23 protein-coding genes and 1 riboswitch are annotated in these 22,228 nt (G+C 45.6%); of the genes, 5 read left to right on the top strand and 18 right to left on the bottom strand.

From position 1 onward, the window contains the following. Window positions 1-188 precede the first annotated feature (188 nt). The 7 genes from ribH to GBH70_RS13365 all read right to left on the bottom strand — a co-directional run bounded on the left by ribH (window position 189) and on the right by GBH70_RS13365 (window position 6,276). Window positions 189-659, bottom strand: a complete 471-nt coding sequence (gene ribH / locus GBH70_RS13335) for a 6,7-dimethyl-8-ribityllumazine synthase (RefSeq protein WP_151681500.1) — start codon at window positions 657-659, stop codon at window positions 189-191. Between the two features lie 12 nt (window positions 660-671). Then, window positions 672-1,865 (bottom strand): bifunctional 3,4-dihydroxy-2-butanone-4-phosphate synthase/GTP cyclohydrolase II, encoded by a 1,194-nt coding sequence (locus GBH70_RS13340; protein WP_151681501.1) that lies wholly within the window; start codon window positions 1,863-1,865, stop codon window positions 672-674. A 22-nt stretch (window positions 1,866-1,887) separates the two neighbouring features. Continuing rightward, complete coding sequence (gene ribE, locus GBH70_RS13345; RefSeq protein WP_151681502.1) at window positions 1,888-2,535, bottom strand: riboflavin synthase; 648 nt, start codon at window positions 2,533-2,535, stop codon at window positions 1,888-1,890. Continuing rightward, window positions 2,516-3,628 (bottom strand): bifunctional diaminohydroxyphosphoribosylaminopyrimidine deaminase/5-amino-6-(5-phosphoribosylamino)uracil reductase RibD, encoded by a 1,113-nt coding sequence (gene ribD / locus GBH70_RS13350; RefSeq protein ID WP_151681503.1) that lies wholly within the window; start codon window positions 3,626-3,628, stop codon window positions 2,516-2,518. Before ribD ends, ribE begins: the two co-directional genes overlap by 20 nt. Before the next feature lie 124 nt (window positions 3,629-3,752). Continuing rightward, window positions 3,753-3,893, bottom strand: a riboswitch (FMN riboswitch). A gap of 77 nt (window positions 3,894-3,970) precedes the next feature. Beyond that, entirely contained in the window at window positions 3,971-5,071 is a 1,101-nt protein-coding gene (ychF, locus tag GBH70_RS13355; protein ID WP_151681504.1) for a redox-regulated ATPase YchF, read from the bottom strand. Window positions 5,072-5,174: 103 nt separating this feature from the next. Next, window positions 5,175-5,375, bottom strand: coding sequence for a DUF951 domain-containing protein (locus GBH70_RS13360; RefSeq protein ID WP_151681505.1), 201 nt, complete (start codon window positions 5,373-5,375; stop codon window positions 5,175-5,177). After that, window positions 5,365-6,276 (bottom strand): mechanosensitive ion channel family protein, encoded by a 912-nt coding sequence (locus tag GBH70_RS13365; RefSeq protein WP_151681506.1) that lies wholly within the window; start codon window positions 6,274-6,276, stop codon window positions 5,365-5,367. The genes GBH70_RS13360 and GBH70_RS13365 overlap by 11 nt, the downstream gene beginning before the upstream one ends. Before the next feature lie 209 nt (window positions 6,277-6,485). Here GBH70_RS13365 and yyaC point away from each other — a divergent pair, with 209 nt between their 5' ends. Continuing rightward, entirely contained in the window at window positions 6,486-7,109 is a 624-nt protein-coding gene (gene yyaC / locus GBH70_RS13370) for a spore protease YyaC (protein ID WP_151681507.1), read from the top strand. Window positions 7,110-7,114: 5 nt separating this feature from the next. On the opposite strand, the gene GBH70_RS13375 is transcribed toward yyaC, so the two are convergent. From GBH70_RS13375 to rpmH, 11 genes are all read right to left on the bottom strand, one after another. Further along, on the bottom strand, window positions 7,115-7,831 hold the full coding sequence (locus GBH70_RS13375) for a DUF554 domain-containing protein (protein ID WP_151681525.1): 717 nt from the start codon (window positions 7,829-7,831) through the stop codon (window positions 7,115-7,117). A gap of 28 nt (window positions 7,832-7,859) precedes the next feature. Continuing rightward, window positions 7,860-8,720, bottom strand: coding sequence for a ParB/RepB/Spo0J family partition protein (locus tag GBH70_RS13380; protein WP_151681508.1), 861 nt, complete (start codon window positions 8,718-8,720; stop codon window positions 7,860-7,862). Further along, window positions 8,713-9,474, bottom strand: coding sequence for a ParA family protein (locus tag GBH70_RS13385; protein WP_151681509.1), 762 nt, complete (start codon window positions 9,472-9,474; stop codon window positions 8,713-8,715). The genes GBH70_RS13380 and GBH70_RS13385 overlap by 8 nt, the downstream gene beginning before the upstream one ends. Before the next feature lie 184 nt (window positions 9,475-9,658). After that, a complete protein-coding gene (gene noc / locus GBH70_RS13390; RefSeq protein WP_151681510.1) occupies window positions 9,659-10,513 on the bottom strand; it encodes a nucleoid occlusion protein in 855 nt (284 codons plus the stop codon). 165 nt (window positions 10,514-10,678) lie between these two features. Beyond that, entirely contained in the window at window positions 10,679-11,395 is a 717-nt protein-coding gene (gene rsmG, locus GBH70_RS13395) for a 16S rRNA (guanine(527)-N(7))-methyltransferase RsmG (protein WP_151681511.1), read from the bottom strand. A 66-nt stretch (window positions 11,396-11,461) separates the two neighbouring features. Then, on the bottom strand, window positions 11,462-13,348 hold the full coding sequence (mnmG, locus tag GBH70_RS13400) for a tRNA uridine-5-carboxymethylaminomethyl(34) synthesis enzyme MnmG (protein ID WP_151681512.1): 1,887 nt from the start codon (window positions 13,346-13,348) through the stop codon (window positions 11,462-11,464). 169 nt (window positions 13,349-13,517) lie between these two features. Further along, window positions 13,518-14,903 (bottom strand): tRNA uridine-5-carboxymethylaminomethyl(34) synthesis GTPase MnmE, encoded by a 1,386-nt coding sequence (gene mnmE, locus GBH70_RS13405; RefSeq protein WP_151681513.1) that lies wholly within the window; start codon window positions 14,901-14,903, stop codon window positions 13,518-13,520. A gap of 407 nt (window positions 14,904-15,310) precedes the next feature. Continuing rightward, on the bottom strand, window positions 15,311-15,934 hold the full coding sequence (jag, locus tag GBH70_RS13410) for an RNA-binding cell elongation regulator Jag/EloR (RefSeq protein WP_151681514.1): 624 nt from the start codon (window positions 15,932-15,934) through the stop codon (window positions 15,311-15,313). Beyond that, window positions 15,931-16,719, bottom strand: coding sequence for a membrane protein insertase YidC (yidC, locus tag GBH70_RS13415; RefSeq protein ID WP_151681515.1), 789 nt, complete (start codon window positions 16,717-16,719; stop codon window positions 15,931-15,933). The genes jag and yidC overlap by 4 nt, the downstream gene beginning before the upstream one ends. Before the next feature lie 112 nt (window positions 16,720-16,831). After that, on the bottom strand, window positions 16,832-17,176 hold the full coding sequence (rnpA, locus tag GBH70_RS13420) for a ribonuclease P protein component (RefSeq protein ID WP_151681516.1): 345 nt from the start codon (window positions 17,174-17,176) through the stop codon (window positions 16,832-16,834). A gap of 115 nt (window positions 17,177-17,291) precedes the next feature. After that, entirely contained in the window at window positions 17,292-17,426 is a 135-nt protein-coding gene (rpmH, locus tag GBH70_RS13425) for a 50S ribosomal protein L34 (RefSeq protein WP_003397591.1), read from the bottom strand. A gap of 591 nt (window positions 17,427-18,017) precedes the next feature. Here rpmH and dnaA point away from each other — a divergent pair. From dnaA to recF, 4 genes are all read left to right on the top strand, one after another. Beyond that, window positions 18,018-19,367: a chromosomal replication initiator protein DnaA gene (dnaA, locus tag GBH70_RS13430; protein WP_151681517.1), complete on the top strand. Its 1,350-nt coding sequence runs from the start codon at window positions 18,018-18,020 to the stop codon at window positions 19,365-19,367. A 193-nt stretch (window positions 19,368-19,560) separates the two neighbouring features. Then, the gene (gene dnaN, locus GBH70_RS13435; RefSeq protein ID WP_151681518.1) at window positions 19,561-20,706 is read left to right on the top strand and encodes a DNA polymerase III subunit beta; all 1,146 of its coding nucleotides are present in this window, start codon (window positions 19,561-19,563) and stop codon (window positions 20,704-20,706) included. Between the two features lie 157 nt (window positions 20,707-20,863). After that, window positions 20,864-21,082 (top strand): S4 domain-containing protein YaaA, encoded by a 219-nt coding sequence (gene yaaA, locus GBH70_RS13440; RefSeq protein ID WP_151681519.1) that lies wholly within the window; start codon window positions 20,864-20,866, stop codon window positions 21,080-21,082. 33 nt (window positions 21,083-21,115) lie between these two features. After that, window positions 21,116-22,228, top strand: a complete 1,113-nt coding sequence (gene recF / locus GBH70_RS13445) for a DNA replication/repair protein RecF (protein ID WP_151681520.1) — start codon at window positions 21,116-21,118, stop codon at window positions 22,226-22,228.

The raw sequence follows: 22,228 nt of genomic DNA on the forward strand, positions 1-22,228 counted from the left end.
TTTAAGGCCTGTCCGGCTCTCCGATTGCGCTGACAATTATATTTTAACAAACATATGTTCTTATTCCAAGTAATTTTTTTATTTTTTGGAGATGCTACATTTTATTGTTGACGGCCGCAAAATTCATTCGGCCTGCCCGGGGGCCACGCCCGTCCCTCTTTGCGGCCATCAACATGATGCGCATTTTTTTACGACTCCAACTCCCGGATCACGTTTGCCATTTCAATTGCGCTCACTGCAGCATCCCAGCCTTTGTTCCCTGCTTTCGTGCCGGCCCGCTCAATGGCCTGCTCAATGGTATCGGTCGTCAAGATCCCGAAAATGACAGGGGTTTCAGTGTCCATGCTTGCCCGGGCTACGCCTTTTGCCACCTCCGCGCTCACATATTCAAAATGGGGGGTCGATCCCCGGATCACCGTTCCAAGTGCCAAAACGGCGTTGTATTTTTTCGCCGCCGCCATTTTTTTGGCGATGAGCGGGATTTCAAATGCGCCCGGCACCCAGGCAACATCGATGTCTTCTTCGTCCACGCCGTGCCGGTGCAAAGCATCTTTTGCGCCGCTTAACAACCTGCCTGTAATCAATTCATTGAAACGTGAAATAGCGATCCCGATTTTTAAACCTGTGCCAACAAGATTTCCCTCATAAACTTTTCCCATCTTCATTTCCTCCTATATGTGCAGCAAATGCCCCATTTTTTCCGCTTTCGTCCGCAAATAGGCTTCATTTTCTTTTACAGGTGCCGTTTCGGCCGGTACCCTTTCAACAATTTGAATGCCGTAACGCTTAAGGCAGTCGATTTTATCGGGATTGTTCGTTAAAAGGCGGACCTTTGATATGCCGATATCTCTTAAAATTTGGGCGCTTATGCTGTAGTCGCGCATATCTGCCGGAAACCCGAGCCGATGGTTGGCTTCTACCGTATCAAGACCCTGTTCCTGCAGCTTGTAGGCTTTTAATTTATTGATCAGGCCGATCCCCCGGCCTTCCTGTCTCATATAAACAAGGACACCGCGGCCTTCTTTTTCAATCCGGGATAAGCTTTGGGCAAGCTGCGGGCCGCAATCGCAGCGGTATGACCCGAAACAATCGCCGGTTAAACATTCGGAATGGACTCTTGCCAAAACCGGCTTTTCACCGCTGACTTCCCCTTTAACGAGCGCCACATGTTCTTTTCCTGTCAACAAATCTTTGTAGCCGATCGCCCGAAACGTCCCGAAACGCGTCGGAAGCGTAATTTCCACTTCTTTTCGGATCAGCTTCTCATGTTTTTTCCTGTATTCTATTAACGATTCGATCGTAATCAGTTTTACATCCAGTTTTTTTGCAACTTCCATCAGCTGCGGGAGCCGGGCCATCGTTCCATCTTCATTCATAATTTCGCAAATGACACCAACCGGTTTCATGCCTGCCAGTTTCGCCAGGTCGACTGCCGCTTCTGTATGCCCGGCCCGTTCCAGCACCCCGCCTTTTTTGGCCACCAAAGGGAAAATATGGCCCGGCCGGTGAAAATCTTCTGCCATTGCCCCATCTTTCACCAATTCCCTGATCGTTTTGGCACGTTCAAAAGCGCTGATGCCGGTGCGGGTGGAAGCATGGTCTATGCTGACGGTAAATGCAGTTCTATGGGCATCGGTATTTTCCGCCGTCATCGGTTTCAAACCGAGCTGCCGCGCTTTTTCCGCTGTAATCGGCACACAAATTAACCCGCGGCCCGCTTTTGCCATCAAATTGATCATCTCCGGGGTTGCTTTCTCAGCAAGACCGATAAAATCCCCTTCGTTTTCCCTGTTTTCATCATCAACTGTAATCACGAGTTTCCCGGACTTTAAATCTTCCACTGCTTCTTCAATCGTATGAAACAAATTTTATCACCCCTTTGAATGATTAAATAAACCCATTCTCCTTGAGCAGCGCTGCCATATCTTTCTTTTTTTCCGGATGTTCCCATTTCCGGTACAGTTCCGCCATATATTTGGCTAAAATATCACACTCGATATTCACAGCATCACCTATGTTTTTTTCCATTAAAATCGTATGCTGCTGCGTATGCGGCACTAAAGAAACCGTCATTTCCCCGTCCTCTATCCGAAAAACAGTGAGGGACGTGCCATCGACTGCAACAGAGCCTTTCGGGACAAGATACGCCAAAAGGGAGGGGGATACAGAAATGCTGATATAGACGGCATTTTCCTCTCTTTTCTTCGAACAGATGGCGCCCGTTCCATCCACATGCCCCGTTACAAAATGGCCGCCGAATCTTCCGTTTGCGCCCATTGCCCTTTCAAGATTGACTTTGCTTCCGGTCTTCAGCATGGACAGCGTCGTGCTGTGAAAAGTTTCAGGCATGACATCGGCCGTAAATTCATTTTGCGTATAGGACGTAACCGTTAAACAGACGCCGTTTACCGCAATGCTGTCTCCTGCCCGTACGTCCCGTAAAACGTCCGAAGCTTGGACCGTGAGCTGAAGGGAATGCGGCCCTTTGCGCATATTTTTAAGGAAGCCGATTTCCTCAATGATCCCCGTAAACATTTCCCGGCCCTTCCTTTCTAAATGCAGCCGTAATTTTCAGATCAGGCCCGATCTGTTCTACTTTTTCAAAAACAAGCGGAAAAGTCTCATCCATCTTTTCGATTCCGCGCCCGCCAAAAGGAGAGGGGGCCATATTTCCGCCAATCACTTTTGGGGCGATATAAAGGACGAGCTGCTGGACGGCTTTTTCCCGTAAAAACGAACCATTGACTTCGGCGCCGCCCTCAACAAGCAAAGTCAGAATGCCCTTTTTCCCCAATTCCAGCAAAACCTCCCGGATAGAGAGGGTATCATGGGGCTGCCGGATGACTTCAACGCCCATTTGTTTAAGCGACATTTCTTTGTCAATTGGCGCTTCTTTTCCGCAAAAAATGACGGATGGAGCATCCTTGTTAATCACCGCTGCTTCCGGCAGTATGCGTAAATGGGTGTCTAATACAATGCGAATAGGATTTTTCCCTGATTTGGGCAAACGTGAGGTAAGAAGGGGGTTGTCATGAAGAACGGTTTGAATGCCGACGAGAATGGCATCATGCCTGCTTCTTAACTGGTGAACATCCATTCTTGCCTGTTCACTTGTAATCCATTTGCTGTCATGGGTTTCGGTTGCAATTTTTCCGTCTGCCGACATGGCGGTTTTGATGGTGACAAACGGCATTTTCGTTTCAATAAAGTGGTAAAACGGCCTGTATAATGTTTCGGCCTGCTCCCGGCAGATCCCGGTTTCAACTTCGATTCCCGCCTGTTTCAGCTTTTCAATTCCTTTTCCTGCCACAAGCGGGTTCGGATCCCGGGCAGCCACATAGACTTTTTTGATTCCTTTTTCAATTAAAAAGTCGGCGCATGGGGGCGTCTTCCCGTAATGGGAACAAGGCTCCAATGTCACATATACTTCCGCGCCTTGTGCAAGTACACCGGCCTGTTCCACAGCCAGTCTTTCAGCATGCTTTTCCCCGGCTTTCAAATGGGCGGCCATGCCGGCAATTCTGCCGTTTTTCACCACGACACTGCCCACCGGTGGATTCGGGGAAGTCTGGCCAGAGACGCTTTCAGCCAAACGAAGCGCCAGTTGCATATATTCTTCTTTTCGCAATCCACATTTCCTCCTGTTTAAAATTCCGCCAAAGAACCGAACCATAAAAGCAAAAAACCCGCACGGAGGTTGTGCGGGGCAAAACGGCATGATGAAATACACGTTCCATTCAAATTGTTAACGCGTCATCCTTCTCCCATCCAGACTGTCACTGTCGGCTTTGGAATTTCACCAAATCCACCATATTCCGGGAATATGGGTCACGGGCTTTGAGGGAACCCTCATCACCGCCGGTCGGGAATTGCACCCTGCCCCGAAGGAAAAATTATTCGACTGTTAACAATTTTAACATATTGTTTGGATTTTTTCAGTTCATGATTGAAATTTAGTTCATAAGTCCTATTATACATTGAACCTGAAGTGCATAATATCGCCGTCCTGAACAACGTAATCTTTTCCTTCCAGGCGTACTTTTCCGGCTTCTCTGGCTGCGGCAATGCTGCCATACTGGATCAAATCCTCATACGACACCGTTTCCGCACGGATAAAGCCTTTTTCAAAATCGGAATGGATGATGCCGGCGCATTGCGGAGCTTTCATGCCTTTTTTGAATGTCCAAGCCCGTACTTCCGGTTCGCCGGCCGTAAAATAAGTGGCAAGCCCGAGCAGACTGTAGGCGGCTTTGATCAGCTGGTCCAGCCCCGATTCCTTGATGCCGAGTTCGGCTAAAAACATCTTTTTCTCGTCATCTTCCAGTTCGGCAATTTCTTCTTCAATCCGTGCACAAACCACGATGACTTCCGCGCCTTCATTTTTTGCATAATCGTGTACCTGCTGGACATACGGGTTGCCGGAAGGATCCTGGATATCCCCTTCACCGACATTGGCGACATAAAGGACAGGTTTGCTCGTTAAAAGCTGGAACCCTTTTAAGATTTTTTGCTGGTCTTCTGTCAGTTCGACAGATCTAGCCGGTTTTTCCGCTTCAAACGCTTCTTTTAATTTGGCGAGCACTTCGTATTCCGCAACGGCATCTTTATCTTTTTGTCTGGCAATTTTTTCGACGCGGCCGATCCGTTTGTCCACCGTTTCGAGATCGGCAAGGATGAGTTCGAGGTTGATCGTTTCGATATCACTGATCGGATCAACTTTTCCGGCTACATGCGTAATGTTTTCGTCTTCAAAACAGCGCACAACGTGGCAGATCGCATCCACCTGCCGGATATGGGACAGGAATTTGTTCCCGAGGCCTTCGCCTTTGCTTGCGCCTTTTACTATCCCGGCAATATCAGTAAATTCAAAAGTTGTCGGGATGGTTTTTTTCGGATGGTACAGTTCCGTTAGTTTATCGAGCCGTTCATCCGGCACTTCGACCATGCCGACATTCGGGTCAATCGTGCAAAACGGATAGTTTGCGGATTCGGCTCCGGCTTTTGTAATTGCATTAAACAAAGTGGATTTCCCGACATTCGGCAATCCGACAATTCCGGCTGTTAACGCCATATATGGTCAACTCCTTAAAAACTTGTTCAATTCCCATCAAACCGCAGCGGCACAATGGTTGCCGACTTTTCCAACCCATTATAGGAATTTATCCAAAAAAAGGTTAGGATTCTTCGTGCTTGACAAGGACTTTTTTCATCTTGCGGGTGAATTCTCTTCTCGGGAGGAGCACGCTGTGGCCGCATCCTTCGCATTTAATACGAATATCGGCCCCCATCCGGACGATCTTCCAGCGATTTGTGCCGCATGGATGCTGCTTTTTCATTTCGACAATATCATATAGCCCGAAATTTTTATCTTCCATGTTCATCCCCCTTTAGAAATTGGCTGTTTAACGCCTGTTCTTCCTCAGTGCGGGAATAGGTGATCATTTTCGGATAGGGCGCATGGATATGGTTTTCATCCAATGCCTTTTTTATTTCTTTCTTTAAAACCCTCGCAATATACCAGTGCTCCATCGGGATGGTCTCCGCCACAACCCTTAGTGTCACATCCGTTGTGCCAAGCTGCTGGACGCCCAAAAGTTCCGGTTCGGAAACGATCTCTTCATACTGCCCGGCAAATGACGAAAGCAGCTCCTGTATGACCGCTTCCGCCTTGTCAATATTCTCTTCGTAAGGGATATGGACATCAACAACGGCAACGCTGTTATGGATGGAGTAGTTGGTCACTTCGGAAATATTTCCGTTCGGAATAATGTATAATTCACCGGTCCAGTTTTTGATTTTTGTTGTCCTGAGCCCGATTTCTTCCACTACCCCTTGGAATTTTCCGATTTGCACCGTATCCCCAACCGAAAACTGGTCTTCGAAAATAATAAAGAAACCGGAAATAATATCTTTTACAAGGCTCTGCGCCCCGAAACCGACAGCCAAACCGACAATTCCGGCGCCGGCCAGGAGCCCTTGGACGTTGATGCCCAACAACGACAAAACCGTTACAATCGCAATGAACCCGACGAGGTATGTCAAGGTATTTTCCATCAGCCTTAATAATGTTGCTTCTCGCCGTTCCGTAAAACGGAGAGGAGCTTTTGCACGGACTTCAAAAACTTTGCGGATCGCTTTTTTCCCGAATTTTATAATCAGCGATGCAACAAGAAGCACCAGCACAATTTTTAAGGCCGTTTCCCCGATCTTCACCCATGTATCTTCATTCAACCATTTGGCTTCGAGATGTTTGAGATAAGCCTCAAAATGACGCATAGTACACCAACCTTCATTTTCTTTCATCGTTATTGTAACAAAAAATCAACCTATACTCGAGAACCGGCTCCGCTTTTTCAAAAATTACCTTCTTATTAGCGGCCCGAATCAAGTGTAAAACTGCGGGTTGCGGATATCAAGAAAGATATATGTATAGATTTTTTGTTTTTTCCGTATACTGATACTATTACAATGAGGGAGTGGCTGATATGAATCGTAAAATTAGGCAGTTTGAATTAAGCGGCAACAGCGTGAAGGTTTTTCACGATGACATAATGGCAAAAGAAATCATTTCCAATCAGATTTTATCAGCGCTTCCGAAAAGCACCGGCCGTGATTTCGTGATCGTATGTATCGGCACCGACCGTTCCACGGGAGATTCGCTCGGTCCTTTGACGGGCACTTTTCTGAAAGAAAAAGTGATGAAATGTTTTAAAGTATATGGGACGCTGGACAACCCGATCCATGCTTTAAACCTTGAAGAAAAAATTGAAATGATTTACGAAAAACATCGCTACCCCTTTGTGATTGCGGTGGATGCCTGCCTCGGAAAAATGAAGAGCGTCGGCATGATCCAAATCAGCGACGGCCCCGTTAAACCGGGGGCGGGGGTAAAAAAAGACTTGCCTCCGGTCGGCGACATCCATATTACCGGCATTGTGAACATCAGCGGTTTTATGGAATTTACCGTCCTGCAAAACACCCGTTTAAACCTGGTGTTGAAAATGGCGAAACTTATCGCTGCAGGGATCAGCCGCGCAAATCTTCACCTTCAATACCAAAATTCCATGATTTCTTTGAAACACAGCCAACCGAAGAAAAAGCTGATTTAAATGTTTCACGCCGCAATCGTATGGTAAATATGAAGCAAAGCAATGAAAACGGCGACAACGAAAATGCCCGGCAGAAAATTGGCTACTCTGAATTTGGCGAGCCCCGCGATATTTAAACCGATGGCAAAAATCATAATCCCGCCGGTTGCCGTCATTTCGGTAATAAATGCATTTAACACCGATGAGGGGATCAGGTGGTTGATCTGCTTCGCAAATAAAGCAATGGCCCCTTCATACAATACAACAGGCACGGCGGAAAAAATAACGCCGAAACCGAGGGTAGATGACAGGATCAGCGCTGTAAAGCCGTCCAATACGGATTTTGTATATAACACGGTATTGTCGCCCCTGATCCCGCTGTCGAGCGCGCCGAGGATTGCCATGGCGCCAATGACAAATACGAGCGTTGCCGTGATGAAAGCTTCGGCAACACTGCCTTGGCCATTTCCTCCAAACTTTCTTTCCAGCCAGGCACCGAGGGCGTTCAAGTACTCTTCCAGTCGTAGCAATTCCCCAATCACTGCGCCAAACACGAGGCTCAGGATGACAATAATATATTGTTCACTTTTTAACCCCATCTCGAGCCCCAACACCATCACAGCAAGCCCGATCGCATGCATGACGGTTCCTTTGATGCGGTCCGGAATACGGTTCAGTAGCCTCCCGATAAATGAGCCTGCGATAATGCTGAGCCCGTTGATAATCGTTCCAAGCAGTACCATTTCTTCACCCGTTTTGCTATTGGATGCCTTACGATTCGTGGTCAAAACTGGCATCCAGTATTTGTAAAATTCTTTCTAAATCCTCATTGGACATAAATTCAATTTCAATTTTTCCTTTTTTCTTCGTCCGTTTTATATGGACAGTTGTACCGAATTTTTCGCGGAGGATTGTTTCATGTTCCTGGATAAAAATATCTTTCACCGATTTTTCTTTTTTTGTTCCACGTGAAACATTTTGATTGAGCTGCTGGACGAGCTTTTCCAACTGGCGGACGCTCAACCCTTCCTCAATGACTTTTTCCGCAAGTTCTTCCATTTTTTCTTTTTTGCTCAGACCGAGCAACGTACGGCCGTGCCCCATCGAAAGTTTCCCGCTCGACATCGCTTCCTGGATGCTTACCGGCAGGGACAAAATCCGGAGGTGGTTGGCAATATAAGGCCGGCTTTTTCCGAGCCGCTTTGCCAGTTCTTCCTGTGTCACATTTAATTTTTCCAATAAAAACTGGTAAGCATTTGCTTCTTCAATCGGCGTTAAGTCTTCCCGCTGCAAGTTTTCCAAAACGGCAAACTCCATCATCTGCTGATCGGATAAATCGCGGACCACAACCGGCACAGTGGCCAGTTTCGCTTCTTTTGCCGCCCTGTACCTCCGCTCGCCGACGATGATTTCATAACCTTTGATGCTTTTTCGGACAATGAGCGGCTGCAAAATTCCGTGCTGGAGAATGGACTCTTTTAATTCATTGAGCGCTTCCGGTTCGAAAATTTTACGCGGCTGATAAGGATTCGGGCGCAGCTCTTTGATTTTGACTTCCTGCACGGCATCCTCTTTATCGACGTCCATATTGGCAAACAACGCATTAATGCCTTTTCCAAGTCCTTTAGCCATTTGCCGCCACTTCCTTTGCTAAGTCTAAATATACTTCCGCGCCGCGGGATTTCGGATCATAAAGAATGATCGGCTGCCCGTGGCTCGGTGCTTCGCTTAATCGTACATTGCGGGGGATGATCGTCCGGTACACTTTATCCCTGAAATATTTTTTCACCTCTTCAATCACCTGGAGCCCCAAATTCGTGCGCGCATCCAGCATAGTCAACAAAACCCCGTCAATCATCAAATCGTGGTTTAAATGTTTTTGCACGAGCCGGACAGTGCTTAATAACTGGCTTAAACCTTCCAAAGCGTAATACTCGCATTGGACCGGGATAATCACCGCATCGGAAGCGGTCAGGGCATTTAAAGTCAAAATGCCGAGCGAAGGGGGGCAGTCAATAATGATATAATCATAGTCATCTTTAATAGATGCAATGGCCCGCTTCAAGCGGACTTCCCTTGAAATGGTCGGGACAAGCTCGATTTCCGCTCCCGCCAATTGAATCGTGGCAGGGACGGAATACAGCCCTTCCACTGTTGTCGCCCGGATGACTTCCTTTATGTCCACATCGTCCACTAACACGTCATAAATACACTGCTGGACCTCGCCTTTATCAATCCCGGTCCCACTGGTTGCATTCCCCTGGGGGTCGGTATCGACAAGCAAAACCTTTTTCCCGATATATGCTAAGCAGGCACCCAAGTTGACAGAGGTGGTTGTTTTTCCAACACCTCCCTTTTGATTAGCGATAGAAATCACTTTTCCCACGGTTGCCACCTACCTTTTTTCCTCACGCTAAAATAAATGGACAAAAAACCATGCGCCGGTTTCCATTGCAATATATAAACATACACCGCGCTATGGCAGACACATAATCTTATTGTATCAAAGTTTGCAAGATTCGTTTACAGAAAGTCGAAAAAAAAGAAACCTGTAACCCAAGTTTCTTTCATTATGATTTTGCCTTTTTCGGGATCCGGATCGTGATTTGGTAGTAATCTTCAAATTCTTCTTCCTTTGAATCCAGTTTGATCCCGGAATCAGTGACCATTGATACGGATTGTCGGATCGTATTGACGGCAATCCGCATGTCTTTGCTGAAAACCTGCCTGCGCGGCCTTGCTTTTTTTTCCGGTTTATTCATTAAACGGGCCACATAATCTTCCGTTTGTTTCACATTTAAATTTTTGGCAAGTATTTCGTTGAGGACACGGACCTGCTTTTCAGGTTCTTTTAAAGGAATTAAAGCACGTGCATGGCGTTCCGTGATCTGTTTTTGCAGCAGGGCATCCTGCACTTCCCGGGGCAGTTTCAGAAGGCGCAGTTTATTTGCAACCGTAGATTGTCCTTTTCCGAGGCGCTGTGCCAATGCTTCCTGGGTCAAATGGTGAAGTTCGAGCAGCTTTCCGTAAGCCATCGCCTCTTCAATCGGCGTCAGCTCTTCCCGCTGCAGGTTTTCAATTAAGGCGACAGAGGCCGTTTCCGTGTCACTCAAATTTTTTATGATGGCAGGCACCGTATCCCAACCTAATTTCTGGACAGCCCTGAATCGTCTTTCCCCAGCGATGATCTCGTACTCGCCCGCCTCGTATTCACGGACAACGATTGGCTGGATAATGCCGTGGGTTTGGATCGTCCTAGCCAATTCGTCGATTTTCTCCTCATTAAAAATGGTTCTTGGCTGAAACCGGTTTGGAATGATATGGGAAACGGAAATATTCTTTATCTCTTCATTTTCGTTCTCTGCTTCCAATTCCTCCCCGATTTCTTCCTCCACCCCAAAAAAACGAGAGAAAGGATGCTTCATTCACTGTACACCACCTTATAGATTCTCCCTAACTATTTATTCTCTATTATAAGACAAGTTCCTGCTAAACTCCCTGCGATTTTTCGAACAACCTCTTAAGTATATAAGAAGAATCCGCCCGTTTTGTGGCGGGGCATGGAAACTTCCGGCGAAAGTACTGCCCGGTTATTCAAGCGGTATTTTCGCCGGTGTGCCCGGTTTACGCGGATATTTTTTAGGCGTTGCTTTGATTTTTTTCACGACAATGATATTTCTTTCGCTTTCCTCGACCGGCAAAATAAAGGAGTAAATATTTTCCGTTTTCCCGCCCAATATTTGAATTGCTTTTTCCGCTTTTTCCAATTCCTCTCTAGCATGCAGGGCTTTCATGGCAATGAACCGACCGCCGTTCTTAACAAGCGGCAGGCAGAGTTCTGAAAGGACGGACATTCTTGCCACTGCCCTCGCCGTAACAATATCATATTTTTCACGGTGTTCCGGCTTTTTCGCAAACGTTTCAGCCCGGTCGTGGAACAGAAAAACATTTTTCAGGCCAAGCGCTTCCGTCAAATGTTCCAAAAAAGTAATCCGTTTTTGGAGGGAATCCACGATCGTGACGGAAAGTTCCGGAAAACAGATTTTTAACGGAATGCTCGGAAACCCTGCCCCCGCGCCGACATCGCACACTTGAAACGGGCCGTTCCAATCAGTAAAGAAGGCGACCGTTACCGAATCAAAAAAGTGCTTTAAATACACTTCCCCTTTTTCTGTAATGGCCGTTAAATTCATTTTGTTGTTCCAGTCAACGAGCCATTCATAATATGTTTCAAACTGCTTCAGCTGTTCACTGCCGAGCACGATGCCTTTTTCAGCCAATAGATCAACGAATTGTCCGGTATCCATTTTTCCATCCTTCCGTTTGAATATGTAAAAAGCAAGGAGCCGGATCGGATTCCGGCTTCATGCCCGTTAATGCGTTTTTGCAATTTTGCCCTGCTCAATATACACGAGCAAAATGGAAATATCAGCCGGATTGACGCCGGAAATGCGCGACGCCTGGGCAATCGAAATCGGGCGGACTTTCTTTAATTTTTGACGCGCTTCCGTTGCCAGGCCGTTAATGGCGTCATAATCAATATCGGCAGGGATTTTCTTGTCTTCCAGCTTTTTCATCCTTTCCACTTGCTGCAGCGATTTATCTATATAGCCTTCATATTTGATCTGGATTTCCACCTGTTCTTCAACTTCAGGGGGAAGTTCCATTTCAGGCGGAACAAGCATTTTGATATGTTCATATTTCATTTCTGGGCGTTTCAAAAGGTCAGCAGCACGAATTCCATCTTTCAATTCACTGCCGCCCACTTCCCGGATGAGCGCCTGCGTTTCTTCATTCGGCTTGATGATCACCGATTTCAGCCGCTTCATTTCTGTTTCAATCGCCTGTTTTTTCGCCAAAAATTTCCGGTAGCGTTCTTCGGAAATCAAACCGATCCGGTAGCCGAGTTCGGTCAGGCGGAGATCCGCGTTGTCATGGCGCAAAAGCAGGCGGTATTCGGCACGGGATGTCAACAGCCGGTAAGGTTCCCTCGTCCCTTTTGTGACCAAATCGTCGATCAACACGCCGATATAAGCATCCGACCGTTTCAAAACAATTTCTTCTTTGCCTAAAGCTTTGCGAGCTGCGTTAATTCCCGCAATGATACCCTGCCCGGCAGCCTCTTCATAACCGGAAGTCCCGTTAATCTGGCCTGCAGTGTAAAGGTTTTTCACTTTTTTCGTTTCCAATGTCGGCCACAGTTGAGTCGGCGTGATGGCATCATATTCAATGGCATAGCCTGGGCGCATCATTTTCGCATGTTCAAGCCCTTCAATGGATGCTAAAATATCCCTCTGCACTTCTTCCGGCATACTGGTGGAAAGCCCCTGTACATATACTTCTTCCGTATGGCGGCCTTCCGGTTCAAGGAAAAGCTGGTGGCGCGGCTTGTCATGGAAACGCACCACTTTATCTTCAATGGACGGGCAGTAGCGCGGCCCTGTGCCTTTGATCATGCCGGAAAACATCGGAGCGCGGCCGAGGTTGGCGTCGATGATGGCATGGGTGCGTTCGTTCGTATATGTCAGCCAGCAAGGGCGCTGGTCGGTAATGTATTTTGTCGTTTCATAGCTGAATGCACGCGGTTCCAGATCACCGGGCTGGATTTCCGTTTTGCTGTAATCGATCGTATTGCCGTTCACGCGCGGCGGTGTCCCGGTTTTAAACCGTACAAGGTCAAAGCCAAGATCTTCGAGATTTTCCGCAAGATTAATGGAAGGCTGCTGGTTGTTCGGGCCGCTTGAATATTTTAGTTCGCCAATAATGATTTCCCCGCGCAGGAAAGTCCCGGTTGTCAGCACAACGGTTTTGGCTGTAAACTTTGCCCCGGTTTTTGTGACAACCCCTTTGCAGACGCCGTCTTCAATGACCAATTTTTCCACCATGCCCTGCAACAATGTCAAATTTTCCTGGTTTTCGATCGTTTTTTTCATTTCGCGCTGGTATTCGACCTTATCCGCCTGTGCCCGCAGCGCCTGCACAGCCGGCCCCTTTCCGGTATTCAGCATCCTCATTTGGATATAGGTTTTATCGATATTTCTGCCCATTTCACCGCCGAGCGCATCAATTTCCCGGACAACGATCCCTTTCGCCGGCCCGCCGATGGACGGATTGCACGGCATAAAGGCGATCATATCGAGGTTAATCGTAATCATTAATGTTTTGGCGCCGATCCTTGCCGCGGCCAGCCCCGCTTCACAACCGGCATGTCCCGCTCCGACGACAATGACATCATAATCTCCTGCATCGTATTGCCGCATTCTTTCAATCGCTCCTTTGTTCAGTAAAAATGAAACCGGGCATACGCCCCCATCTCTATGTTACAGCTGCTCATCCTTATAGATTGCTTCATTCTTTGTCTTCTCCTGACAGGTATCCCTGTTGAACAGCGAAATCCGTACGCCGCTGGGCAAGGCGCTTCCGCTTTTCTTATTTTCCTAAGCAAAATTGTGAGAAAAGTTGGTTCAGCAGGCTTTCCTGTACGGTATCCCCGACGATTTCCCCGAGCAGGTCCCATGTCCGAGTTAAGTCAATTTGAACGATGTCAATCGGGATTCCGGATTCAATACCATTCAAAACATCTTCAATTGCCTGCAGTGCCTGGTTCAAAAGCGCAATATGACGGCTGTTCGATACATATGTCATATCCCCGCCTTCCAGCTGCCCTTCAAAGTACATGGCCGCGATCGCGTTTTCCAATTCGTCCACACCTTCCTCTTTTAAAAGGGAAGTCGTGACAATCTCAGCACCTTTGGCCAGTTCGCGGACCCTTTCCGTATCTACTTTTTGCGGCAGGTCCTGTTTATTTAAAATGACGATCACATCCATGCCTTCCACTGCTTCAAACAATGCCTCATCTTCCGGGCTTAAAGGCTCCGCGGAATTGATGACAAGCAAGATCAAATCCGCCTCTTTCAGCACTTTCCGTGAACGCTCGACACCAATCCGTTCAACAACATCTTCCGTTTCGCGAATTCCTGCCGTGTCCACCAGCCGGAGCGGCACACCGCGCACATTAACATATTCCTCGATCACATCGCGGGTCGTGCCCGGAATATCCGTGACAATCGCTTTATTTTCCTGGACAAGGCTGTTCAATAAAGACGATTTCCCGACGTTCGGGCGCCCGATAATGGCGGTCGACAATCCTTCCCGCAAAATTTTCCCCTGATGGGCTGTCTTGAGCAGTTTTTCAATCTCGTTTTTGATATACTGCGCCTTTTCTTTCAGCATGCGGTGCGTCATTTCTTCCACATCGTCGTATTCCGGATAATCAATATTGACTTCAATATGGGCAACGACTTCCAATATTTCCTGGCGCAGTTTCTTGATCAGTTTCGACAATTTGCCTTCCATCTGCCCGATCGCCACATTCATCGCTTTATCCGTTTTGGCACGGATTAAATCCATCACCGCTTCTGCCTGAGACAAATCAATGCGTCCGTTTAAAAACGCTCGCTTTGTAAACTCGCCCGGCTCGGCGAGGCGCGCGCCGTTTGTTAACACAAGCTGCAGCACCCTGTTTACGGAAACAAGCCCGCCATGGCAATTAATTTCCACGACATCTTCCCTTGTAAAAGTCTTTGGTGCTTTCATCACGCTGACCATGGCTTCTTCTACCGTTTCGGACGTTTTCGGATCGACAATTTTACCATAATGAATCGTATGAGATGGAACATCAATCAGCTTTTTGCCGCCGACACCTTTGAAAAGTTTATTTGCAATTTCAATGGCTTCGTTTCCGCTTATCCGAACAATTGAAATTGCGCCTTCCCCCATCGGCGTGGATATTGCCGCAATGGTATCCATTTCCATTTTTTCTCACCCCATTTCCTATCATTTTCATTTATATAAAAAGCTAAAATCGTCCGTATTGGCTTTTTCACCCTAACGTAAAAGCATATCAAATATTTTCCCGAATACAAGCTATATGATTTATCTTTTCCACAACCCCCAAAAAGAAGCCGATAATTCCATTTTAACTTATCCACATGTGAATAACAACGCCATCGAAGCAGATTCATCCGTCCCTGTGGATATTTTTATTTTCCCTATTCTCACTGGCAGCTTTAAAAAAGCAAAAAAATACACCTCCCCACGACAGCCATTCCATAGACGCGGAACTGAACTGAAAAAAGCGGGTAGGTGAACAAAGCAGACTTCGCTTTATACTTCCAATAAAAAACGCCGCTTTCAAATGGAAGTTGGAAGCGGCGGTGTTTTTAATGTTTTGCCAGATCAACGACAACGTAACGGTTTGGCTCTGTTCCTTCCGAATAAGTGGTGACGTTTTTGTTTTTGGTCAAGGCGCTGTGGATGATTTTCCTTTCAAAAGACGGCATCGGTTCCAGCTTTACTTTCCTTTTTGTCCGAATGACTTGCGCAGCCAGCCTTTCCGCAAGCTGCACCAAAGATGCTTCCCGTTTTTCCCGGTAATCTCCGACATCCAGCATCACTTTCGCATAGTGGGGAACACGATGATTTGCGGCAAGCTGCGCGAGAAATTGCAATGCATTTAGCGTTTGACCCCTTTTTCCGATCAGCATCGGCAAATTATCACCTATAATATTTATTTTCATGATGCGATCATTTTCAGACAATTGTAGTTTAGGAGTCACCCCCATTTTTTCCATGATATTGCGCAAGTACGCCATGACCTGCTCTGCGGGATCTTCCTTCACCCGCACGCGGACAACAGCCGGTTTTGCCCCAAACAGGCCGAATACTCCTTTTTTCCCTTCGTCAATGATTTCAACTTCCACATTTTCTTTTTCGGCACCTAGCGTAAGGAGCGCTTGATTGACGGCATCTTCTACACTTTGCCCTGTTGTGGTCACTTCATTCATTTTTTCGTCCCCCTGGCTTTTGCGTTTTGCGCGGGCATCGCAGTTTCCGGGTTATTAATGAAATATGACTGGATGATCATAAAGATATTCCCGACAATCCAGTATAATGGCAGCGCGGATGGAAGCCCAATGCCGATCACAATGATCATAATCGGCATAAACCAAAGCATCATGTTCATTTGTATTTTCATCTGCGGGTTCGCATCATAATTTCCACCCGCCATCATGACTTTTTGCTGAAGGAAAGTGGTGATTCCAGCAATGGCGGCCAGCACATAGTCCGCTGATCCGAGGTCGAACCACAGGAAAGAGGAATCACGGATGGCAGGCGTCCTGTTAATGGCATGGTAAAATCCGATCAAAATCGGCATTTGGATCAAAATCGGCAGACAACCCGCAGCCGGATTGACGTTGTATTTTTGGAAAAGCTTCATCGTTTCCTGCTGGAGTTTTTGCTGTGTCACTGCATCTTTGGAAGCATACTTTTCCCTTAGTTTTGCAAGTTCCGGCTGGATGACCTGCATAGCTTTTGCACTTTTCAGCTGCGAAATATTGAGCGGCAAAATCAACAGGCGGATTAAGATCGTAATCACAATGATGGACAGCCCGTAACTGTTGCCGAGAATCTGGGCCGTTTTTGTAATCAACCAGGACAGCGGATATACGATAAACTGGTTCCAAACCCCTTTGCTTTCCGGCGTGATATCCTGGTTAAATTCCGTGCATCCCGCCATGACAGCTGCGAAAGCCATCACCATTCCAATTAGAAAAAAACTTTTTCTCAATCGTTTCTTCCTCCCACATATCGTTGAATTTGATAAAAAACGCTTACTTCTATAAATTTATGGTAAGGCAGCCAAACACCGCTGCCCAATAATTCAATAGTCTACTTTCATTTTAGCTTTTTTTCAGTACATTGGCTATTTTCAGGACATGGATTAAACTCTTTTTTACTTGATGGAAATTCATTTCGGCCGCTGGTTTCCTAGCGATAATAATATAATCGTTTCCTGGGCTAATTTCTTCTTTCAGCTCTAAAAACACCTGCCGTATATAGCGTTTGATTTCATTCCTTTTCACGGCCTTGCCGAGCTTTTTGCTGACGGACAGCCCGATTCTGAAATGTTTTTGATTTTCTTTTTTCAGGACATATACGACAAACTGGCGGTTCGCATAAGACTTGCCGTTCCGGAAAATTTCCTGAAATTCTTCATTTTTTTTGACACGGTACGATTTTTTCATGTAATGTAAACACCTTCACTTTGCAAAAACGGCGGTTTTCAAACGTGCGGCTGCCCTGGAATCCCGGGCCTGTCCTCCCCGTTATGTTAAAAAAACCACTGAGTGATTTCAGTGGTTATGCGGATAATACTTTTCTCCCTTTGCGGCGCCGTCTTGCCAAAACTTTCCGGCCGTTTTTTGTACTCATGCGCGCACGGAAGCCGTGTACTTTGCTTCTTTTCCTTTTATTTGGCTGATAAGTTCTTTTCATGTATGACACCTCCTCGAGGATGCTTTCGATCTAATCGGAAACGACAGTCTATATTATTATAAAGATGATCTTTCCGTATTGTCAAGATACATCCGAACTTCCACTTCTTTCTAAAACACGCCAGAAAAGCAGAAACAGTTATCCACAGATCATGCACGAAAAGCTTGTTGTGGATATTTTTCACGTTAGTTTTGACTATCCACAACAATTATTGACAAGTTTCACACAAATCCAACGCTTGTGCATAATTTTTTCCACTTCTTTTTCAAATTGTGGATAATTTATAAAGATCATTGCAACACCAAAGATTATTTGTTATGATTATTGTGTTTTAACCCTGAATAAACCGTTGTGAATAACTCATTCATCCACAGTTTGTGGATAACTTGTGGACAGTTTATTCAGAAGTGTAGAATAAAGTTGTCCACAATTGGTGGTTTGTGTCGAAATTCCGTCTTTATTCCTTATTATATGCTTTTCCACTATACATTCACATGTATGTTTATAAATGGCCGGTTACTTCACCGAAACATTGTTACACGCTTGTAAAAATTTAGGATTTTTTCTTTCGATAAAAAGGAGGGATTGGCGTTGGAGAATATCGCTGATCTTTGGGAGAAAGCATTGTCGGTGATAGAGAAAAAGATCAGTAAACCCAGCTTCGAAACCTGGCTCAAATCCACAAAAGCCCACTCACTCAAAAACGATACGTTTGTCATTTCGGTGCCGAACGAGTTTGCCAGGGATTGGCTGGAAGGCCATTACATTCCGCTCATCACGACTGTCTTGTATGACATTACGGGGGAAGAGCTCGAAATAAAATTTATTATTCCACAACAGCAGGACAACGGTGATGCAGACTTTTTCCTGCCTCCAAAAAAGCCGGCGGAGAAATTGGAAGATTCCCCCGATTACCGGAGCATGCTGATACCAAAATATACGTTTGATACTTTTGTCATCGGATCCGGAAACCGGTTTGCGCATGCTGCATCCCTTGCAGTGGCTGAAGCGCCGGCAAAAGCCTACAACCCTTTATTTATTTATGGCGGCGTCGGACTTGGAAAAACGCATTTGATGCACGCCATCGGCCATTATGTACTGGAACACAACCCAAAAGCAAAAGTGGTATATTTGTCATCGGAAAAATTTACAAACGAATTTATTAATTCCATTCGGGACAATAAAGGCGGCGAATTCCGCAACAAGTACCGGAATGTCGACATTCTTTTAATAGATGATATTCAGTTTCTCGCCGGAAAAGAATCCACGCAAGAAGAATTTTTCCATACATTTAACGCGCTGCATGAAGAAAGCAAGCAGATTGTGATTTCAAGCGACCGGCCCCCGAAAGAAATTCCGACGCTGGAAGAAAGGCTGCGGTCGAGATTCGAATGGGGGTTAATCACCGACATCACGCCGCCGGATCTTGAAACGCGCATTGCCATTTTGCGTAAAAAGGCAAAAGCGGACGGGTTGGATATTCCAAACGAAGTCATGCTTTACATCGCCAACCAAATAGACACCAATATACGCGAGCTGGAAGGCGCCTTGATCCGCGTTGTCGCCTATTCATCACTGATCAATAAGGATATCAATGCGGATCTTGCCGCAGAAGCATTAAAAGATATCATTCCAAGTTCCAAGCCGAAAACCATTACGATACAGGACATCCAAAAGGTTGTAGGAGAAGAATACAATGTAAAACTGGAAGATTTTAAAGCGAAAAAGCGCACGAAATCCGTCGCGTTCCCGCGCCAGATTGCCATGTATTTATCAAGAGAACTGACGGACTTTTCACTTCCGAAAATCGGGGAAGAATTCGGAGGCAGGGACCATACGACCGTCATTCATGCGCATGAAAAAATTTCAAACCTTATTCAAACAGACGCGCAATTCCAAAAGAAAATTGAAGAACTGCAAAACATCCTCAAAAACGGATAATATAGTTTTCAACGGGCTGCTGCGCATATTGTGAATAACACCGGAACGTTTATAAACAGTCTGTCCACATGTGGATAGACTGTATTTCGTTGCTTGTGATAGGTTATCCACATGTTCACAACTTCTATTACTAGTACTACTTATTTTTATAAAATATTATTAAGTATATGCTTCACTGGATGGAGGAATAACCATGAAATTTTCCATTTTGCGGGACCGGCTGGTTGAAAGTGTCCAAGATGTATCAAAGGCCATTACATCCAGAACAACGATCCCAATTTTAACTGGTATTAAAATCGTTGCTTCAGAAGATGGAATTACCTTTACAGGAAGCGATTCGGATATTTCAATCGAATCATTCGTACCGAAAGAAGAAGACGGGGATGAAATTGCGGCAATTCAGGAAACCGGCGGAATTGTGCTGCAAGCGAGGTTTTTTGGGGAACTTGTCAAAAAATTGCCTATGGATATTGTCGAAATTGAAGTCGTAAACCAATTCCAGACGATGATCCGTTCTGGAAAATCGGAGTTTAATTTGATAGGCCTGGATCCCGAAGAATACCCGCACCTGCCGCAAATAACGGAAGATAAAGTTATACGGATTCCGGCCGATATTTTAAAAAATTTAATCCGTCAGACGGTATTTGCCGTTTCCACTGCCGAAACCCGGCCGATCTTGACAGGTGTAAACTGGAGCATTCAAAACAACCGGTTAAACTGTATTGCAACAGACAGCCATCGCTTGGCGCAAAGAACGGCGGAAATCGAAACGGCGGCCGATGCGGAATACAATATTGTCATACCGGGGAAGAGTTTAAACGAACTGAATAAAATCTTGCCTGATACAAATGAATTAGTTGAAATCGTCATTACCGACAACCAGGTTTTGTTTAAGGCAAAGCATTTATTGTTTTTCTCACGTCTGCTGGAAGGAAATTATCCGGATACGTCCAGATTAATTCCTACCGATGCGAAAACGGAACTGATCGTAAATGCCAAAGAATTTTTGCAGGCAATTGACAGGGCTTCTTTGTTGGCAAAAGAAGGCCAAAACGCAAATGTTGTGAAATTGTCTTCTTTGGCTAATATTCCGGGCGCAATTGAAATTACATCGAATTCGCCGGAAATCGGAAAAGTGGTCGACCGTGTGCAATGCAAATCAATTGAAGGGGAAGCGTTGAAAATTTCATTCAGCTCAAAATATATGATAGATGCATTAAAAGTATTGGAAGGCATGGAAATCAGCATTCGTTTTACCGGCGCTATGAGGCCGTTTGTCATCCGTCCGGTCAATGACGAAACGATTTTGCAGCTGATTTTGCCGGTCCGGACATACTGATGGGGAGGAAAAGCCTGTTTCTGACGGACAGGCTTTTTTCTGTGCCGATGGTGGAGGAAAACAGGCGGTTTCAGCCGGAAATCCTTGTTATTCTTTGTATTTCTGCCGATTTTTTAGTAAAATTATATATTAGCGACGACACGAAAAGAGTGAAGATATGGTAAAATATGTAAATATTTCGACAAATACTATTACACTTGGCCAATTTTTGAAATTAGCCGATATCATCCAAAGCGGGGGAATGGCGAAATGGTTTTTAAGCGAACATAAAGTGTTCATCAATGGAGAACTGGAACAAAGAAAAGGACGGAAATTGAAAGAGAATGACCGGGTTGAAATTGATGGAATTGGTATGTTTCAAATTACCCGCGGTTGATTCAGGTGTTTTCAGCAAAAAGGATGTTGCAATATGTACTTACAAGAATTGGAACTGACAAATTACCGCAATTACGAAACGTTAACCATTCCATTTGAAAATAAAGTGAATGTCATTCTCGGGGAAAATGCCCAGGGGAAGACCAATTTGATGGAATCCATTTATGTTTTGGCGATGGCAAAATCCCACCGCACTGCGAATGATAAAGAACTCATCCGCTGGGACGCGGATTATGCTAAAATAAAAGGTAGGATCCACAAAACACATGATTCTTTCCCCCTTGAATTGACAATCTCCAAAAAAGGCAAAAAAGCAAAATATAATCATATTGAGCAAAAAAAATTAAGCCAGTATATCGGAAATATGAACGTTGTAATGTTTGCGCCAGAAGACTTAAATCTCGTGAAAGGAAGCCCTCAGGTCAGGCGGCGCTTTATTGATATGGAAATTGGCCAGATTTCCCCCGTTTACTTGTACGATGTGAGCCAGTTCCAAAAAATATTACAACAGCGGAACCACTATTTAAAGCAGCTGCAAATGAAAAAGCAGACGGACCGGACGATGCTTGATGTTTTGACTGAACAGTTTATTGAAAATGCCGTCAAAATTGTCAAGCGCAGGTTTGAATTTATCCGCCTGCTGGAAGAATGGGCCGGACCGATCCATCACATGATTTCCCGCGGCCTTGAGACGCTTGAGATTTTATATAAACCTTCCCTTGATGTATCAGAAGAACTGAATTGGTCAAAAATGATAAAAATGTATGAAAATAAATTTGCGGAAATCTGGGAACGGGAAATCGACAGGGGTGTCACCATGATCGGCCCGCACCGCGATGATTTGGCTTTTATTGTAAATGGCCGTGATGTCCATACGTTCGGATCCCAGGGACAGCAGCGGACAGCCGCCTTATCGGTTAAATTGGCCGAAATTGAACTGATTTATTCAGAAATAAAGGAATACCCAATTTTATTATTAGATGATGTGCTGTCTGAACTGGATGATTTCCGCCAGTCCCATTTGCTCAATGCAATACAGGGCAGGGTGCAGACATTTGTGACGACGACGAGCGTAGACGGGATTGACCATCAAACATTACGGGAAGCTTCAATGTATACCGTGAAATCCGGAAAAATTGTTGGGTGA

It is taken from the genome of Weizmannia acidilactici (assembly GCF_008974225.1).
Taxonomy (GTDB): Bacteria; Bacillota; Bacilli; order Bacillales; family Bacillaceae_C; genus Weizmannia; species Weizmannia acidilactici.

Coding starts and splice junctions, on each gene's coding strand:
- rsmG (WP_151681511.1), bottom strand. CDS start 11,395: ATGGATACCGGACAATTCGTTGATCTATTGGCTGAAAAAGGCATCGTG.
- yyaC (WP_151681507.1), top strand. CDS start 6,486: ATGAATCGTAAAATTAGGCAGTTTGAATTAAGCGGCAACAGCGTGAAG.
- yaaA (WP_151681519.1), top strand. CDS start 20,864: ATGGTAAAATATGTAAATATTTCGACAAATACTATTACACTTGGCCAA.
- mnmE (WP_151681513.1), bottom strand. CDS start 14,903: ATGGAAATGGATACCATTGCGGCAATATCCACGCCGATGGGGGAAGGC.
- recF (WP_151681520.1), top strand. CDS start 21,116: ATGTACTTACAAGAATTGGAACTGACAAATTACCGCAATTACGAAACG.
- GBH70_RS13360 (WP_151681505.1), bottom strand. CDS start 5,375: ATGGAAGATAAAAATTTCGGGCTATATGATATTGTCGAAATGAAAAAG.
- mnmG (WP_151681512.1), bottom strand. CDS start 13,348: ATGCGGCAATACGATGCAGGAGATTATGATGTCATTGTCGTCGGAGCG.
- ribH (WP_151681500.1), bottom strand. CDS start 659: ATGGGAAAAGTTTATGAGGGAAATCTTGTTGGCACAGGTTTAAAAATC.
- rpmH (WP_003397591.1), bottom strand. CDS start 17,426: ATGAAAAGAACTTATCAGCCAAATAAAAGGAAAAGAAGCAAAGTACAC.
- ribE (WP_151681502.1), bottom strand. CDS start 2,535: ATGTTTACGGGGATCATTGAGGAAATCGGCTTCCTTAAAAATATGCGC.
- ychF (WP_151681504.1), bottom strand. CDS start 5,071: ATGGCGTTAACAGCCGGAATTGTCGGATTGCCGAATGTCGGGAAATCC.
- GBH70_RS13380 (WP_151681508.1), bottom strand. CDS start 8,720: ATGGCTAAAGGACTTGGAAAAGGCATTAATGCGTTGTTTGCCAATATG.
- dnaN (WP_151681518.1), top strand. CDS start 19,561: ATGAAATTTTCCATTTTGCGGGACCGGCTGGTTGAAAGTGTCCAAGAT.
- GBH70_RS13375 (WP_151681525.1), bottom strand. CDS start 7,831: ATGGTACTGCTTGGAACGATTATCAACGGGCTCAGCATTATCGCAGGC.
- rnpA (WP_151681516.1), bottom strand. CDS start 17,176: ATGAAAAAATCGTACCGTGTCAAAAAAAATGAAGAATTTCAGGAAATT.
- noc (WP_151681510.1), bottom strand. CDS start 10,513: ATGAAGCATCCTTTCTCTCGTTTTTTTGGGGTGGAGGAAGAAATCGGG.
- GBH70_RS13365 (WP_151681506.1), bottom strand. CDS start 6,276: ATGCGTCATTTTGAGGCTTATCTCAAACATCTCGAAGCCAAATGGTTG.
- jag (WP_151681514.1), bottom strand. CDS start 15,934: ATGAATGAAGTGACCACAACAGGGCAAAGTGTAGAAGATGCCGTCAAT.